The organism is Flavobacterium sp. (assembly GCF_028712645.1).
In the GTDB taxonomy this organism is placed as follows: domain Bacteria; phylum Bacteroidota; class Bacteroidia; order Flavobacteriales; family Flavobacteriaceae; genus Flavobacterium.
The window spans coordinates 1-3,922 of record NZ_JAQTPQ010000302.1; the positions used below are offsets into that span (position 1 = coordinate 1).

At 34.5% G+C, this 3,922-nt stretch carries 4 protein-coding genes and 1 rRNA gene; 4 read left to right on the forward strand and 1 reads right to left on the reverse strand.

The window, feature by feature from the left end:
* The 4 genes from PHC28_RS16710 to nth form a co-directional block, all read left to right on the forward strand.
* Positions 1–799, forward strand: a 799-nt coding sequence (locus PHC28_RS16710) for a proton-conducting transporter membrane subunit (protein WP_300103283.1), incomplete at its 5' end; no start/stop codon positions are given.
* A gap of 38 nt (positions 800–837) precedes the next feature.
* Positions 838–2,244, forward strand: coding sequence for an NADH-quinone oxidoreductase subunit N (locus PHC28_RS16715; protein WP_300103285.1), 1,407 nt, complete (start codon positions 838–840; stop codon positions 2,242–2,244).
* Between the two features lie 3 nt (positions 2,245–2,247).
* A complete protein-coding gene (locus PHC28_RS16720; protein WP_300103287.1) occupies positions 2,248–2,574 on the forward strand; it encodes a hypothetical protein in 327 nt (108 codons plus the stop codon).
* Between the two features lie 298 nt (positions 2,575–2,872).
* Positions 2,873–3,514, forward strand: coding sequence for an endonuclease III (nth, locus tag PHC28_RS16725; protein WP_300103288.1), 642 nt, complete (start codon positions 2,873–2,875; stop codon positions 3,512–3,514).
* Positions 3,515–3,837: 323 nt separating this feature from the next.
* Here the strand turns inward: nth and rrf are convergent.
* A 5S ribosomal RNA gene (rrf, locus tag PHC28_RS16730) occupies positions 3,838–3,922 on the reverse strand; the annotation flags it as partial.

Genomic DNA, 3,922 nt, shown 5'->3' on the forward strand with positions numbered 1-3,922 from the left:
CACTTGGTCACCTGACGGTCACGCCTCAGCACCAACAGCAGTTTCAATGTTACACGCTGGAGTTTTGATGAAATTAGGAGGATATGGAATCTTCAGAATCGCAATGTTTTTATTGCCTTTAGGAGCGATCGAATGGTCTTGGTTTTTTATAATTTTAGCAACAATCGGAGTAGTTTACGGTGCTTTTGGAGCGATAAGACAAACTGATTTAAAATACATTAATGCTTATGCCTCAGTTAGTCACTTAAGTTTGGTTTTATTTGCATTATTAACACTCAATAAAATTGCTTGGAACGGAGCAATATTACAGTCCCTTTCCCACGGATTATTAACCGCTTTATTTTTCGCCTTAATTGGAATGATTTACGGTAGAACTCATACAAGAGACATTCATAAATTGGGAGGTTTAATGAAAATTCTACCTTTCATCGGTGCTATATATGTAATAACAGGTTTAGCCTATTTAGGTTTGCCAGGATTCAGTGGTTTTGTGGCGGAAATGAATATTTTTGTAGGTGCTTTTGAACATCCCGATACATTCCACAGAGTTTTGACAATTTTTGCCGTTTCATCAATCGTAGTGACAGCAGTTTATATTTTAAGGCTGGTTGGAAAAATTATGATGGGCCCAATAATAGATGAGCATCATAACGATTTACCAAAAGCCACTTGGTATGAAAAAACAGGTATTTTATTGTTATTGATTCCAATTATTGGAATGGGAGTAGCACCAATATGGTTGAGCGATATGATTATGGCAAGTTTAGAACCGTTTATAAAAGGAGTATTAAAAATCTAAAATAGATAACCAAAATGAATTTCAATAGTTTTATAATAATGAGACAAGAAATTTTCCTATTGACAATTATATTATTATTAATTGTAGGCGAAATTTTCATACCTAAAAGCAAGAAAAGTTATATCGTACACTTAGCTTTATTTCTATTTGGTGTTCATACTCTTGTAGGCTTTTTCGGTGTTGAAGAAACCAGTTTGTTTGGCGGAATGTTTCGCACCAATGACCTGATTCATCTCTTCAAAAATGTGCTTAATGTGGGCGTTTTGATATTGTTACTTCAATCTGCCGATTGGATTCAAGAGAAATTAGTAAAAGATAATAAAGGGACAGAGTTTTTTATGCTAATGTTTTCTTCCCTTTTAGGAATGTATTTTATGATTTCGGCAGGCGATTTTCTAATGTTTTACATTGGTCTTGAATTGTCTACTTTACCAGTGGCTGCATTGGTAGCTTGGGAAACTTCTAAAAGAATATCAAGTGAGGCTGGAGTTAAATTCATTCTATCGGCAGGATTGGCATCAGGAGTTTCCTTGTTTGGAATTTCGTTATTGTATGCAGGAACTGGATCGATTTATTTTGCAGATATTATTGGAGTCATCACTTCAAACAACTTAACAATATTGGCCTTTATCTTGTTTTTCTCTGGATTAGCATTTAAAATATCACTAGTCCCTTTTCATTTCTGGACAGCAGATGTTTATGAAGGTGCACCAATCAGTGTTTCTTCCTATTTATCGGTAATATCAAAAGGTGCAGCAGTATTTATTTTGATGGTTTTAATGTTTACCGTCTTTAAACCATTGATGCACGTTTGGGAAAATATTATATATGTGGTAGCACTCGCCACAATGTTCGTTGGTAATCTATTCGCTATTCGACAACAAAATATGAAACGTTTCTTAGCCTTCTCATCGATTGCGCAAGCTGGATTTATATTGTTGGGATTAATTACAGGAACACAATTAGGAACTGCAACTGTAGTCTATTTTGTATTGGTTTATATATTTTCCAACTTGGCTGCTTTTGGAGTGGTACAAGCAATCTCATTACAAACTGGAAAAGAAAATAGAGACGATTATAATGGCTTGTACAGAACGAATCCTAACTTAAGTCTAGTGATGATGTTAGCTTTGTTTTCATTGGCAGGTATTCCTCCTGTGGCAGGATTTTTTGGTAAGTTTTTCTTATTCACAGCTGCCGCAAGCAAAGGTTATTATTTACTAGTTTTCTTAGCAGTTGCGAACGTAACCATTTCACTTTATTACTATTTATTAGTGGTGAGAGCAATGTTTATCAGAAAAAGTGATAATCCTATTCCATTTTTCAAAAACAAAATTTATATGCGATTGGGATTATTAGCCACAGTTATAGGCATCTTGGTTTTAGGTTTATATAGCCCATTATACGATTACATTTTTGAGTTAAGCAACGTTTTTAATAAATAAGTTATGGCATCATTAGACGGAAAACATTCATTTGGAAGCATCGGAGAAACAAGAGTTACTTTTGTCGAAAAAGGTGTTGATGAAAATCGTAAGGATTTCCTAAAACAACTCTTAGAGCACAATGATTTTGAAGTAATTCTAGAAGAAGAAAAGAAAAAAGAAGAAGAAGATCCTCAATTATATACTGTGGCAGTAACTGATATGGTTTTCAATCCTACCATTTATGTTTTTGAGCGAAGACTAAGAACTTTGGACAATCACAAGGTAACGCAAGACTACTGGTTTCAAAGAACTAAAGAAACAAAACCACAATATTGGAAGAATTCATAAAAACAAAAAAGGTCTTTTAGTATTTTTATCTTAACTTTATACTGCTAATTCCCCAATCAAATTGGGGAATTAGCAGTTTTTTTTTGTGAAAGATAAAAACCAAATTTTGAATTTATACCATTTAAGCTTTAAATTTACTGTGACAAATTAATCGAACTGTATGCCGTCTGTTCGAGTGTTTTATTAAAAAATGCGATAGCTTTTTTTAATAAAATGTATCGAGAACCCTAACATTGTAAGCTTCTCGATACAATTTTGAAGTGACGGGCTGCTTTTTGTGAAAGATAAAAACCAAATTATGAAGTTATTTGAAGATTCAAATGATTGGTCTGAGAAACTAGCTCCGATTCTAATCAAATACAAAGGTCGAAAACACCCGTTGGACTATCATAATTTATATCAATTAATAGTAATGATCGTTTTATCAGCCCAGGATTCCGATGCTAATATCAATAAAATTGCTCCTGCATTATTTGAATTTTTTCCGAATATGGAAAACCTGTCCGTTTCGAATGTGGACGCATTAATTCCTTATATCTCCAAAGTTAGGAATTTCAGAACCAAAGCCAATTGGTTGTTGGAAATTGCAAAAACAATCCAAAAAGAAAAAAACCTTCCGCTCACGATGGACGGATTAACGACTCTAAAAGGCATCGGACGAAAATCTGCCAATGTTATTATGCGCGAAGCCAAAGTTCCTGTAGAAGGCATAATTGCCGATTTACACGTAATCCGAGTAGCACCCAGAATTGGACTAATCCCCGAATCCAAAGACGGGATTAAAGTCGAAAAACAATTGATGAAAATCTTGCCAAAAGCGATTTGGGGAGAAATTGGTATGGCAATTTCGTTTTTAGGAAGGGAAATTTGTCGTCCAACTCCTAAATGTGAGGAATGCCAGATTAATGGGGTTTGTGGGTATTATGTCAGATATAAATAATTAAAAATGATTTATCAATATCGTTATAAAAATATATTATTCCTATTAAACCAACAGATTAAAATCCGTTGCTACAATATATATCATCCCTACGGGATTTTCACGTAAATTCTCAAGAGCCATCGGCTCGATTCATTTTGTAAGGCCAGACTTTAGTCCAGTCAAACGAACATAACTTGTAGATAATAATATTTATGCTTAAATTTTGTCACTCCACAGGTTTTAAGATTGATCCGGATTGACCCGGCTTGACTCCAATCATTACTAAGCATATAGAACCAAAACAAAAAACCCCATTCCGATAGGAATAGGGTTTTTCAAAAGAAAGGCGACGACATACTCTCCCACATAATTGCAGTACCATCTGCGCAGGCGGGCTTAACTACTCTGTTCGGGAAGGGAAGAGGT

Bases quoted from the DNA above. Each gene is read 5' to 3' on its own strand.
- PHC28_RS16715 (WP_300103285.1), top strand. From the start codon at position 838: ATGAGACAAGAAATTTTCCTATTGACAATTATATTATTATTAATTGTA.
- PHC28_RS16720 (WP_300103287.1), top strand. From the start codon at position 2,248: ATGGCATCATTAGACGGAAAACATTCATTTGGAAGCATCGGAGAAACA.
- nth (WP_300103288.1), top strand. From the start codon at position 2,873: ATGAAGTTATTTGAAGATTCAAATGATTGGTCTGAGAAACTAGCTCCG.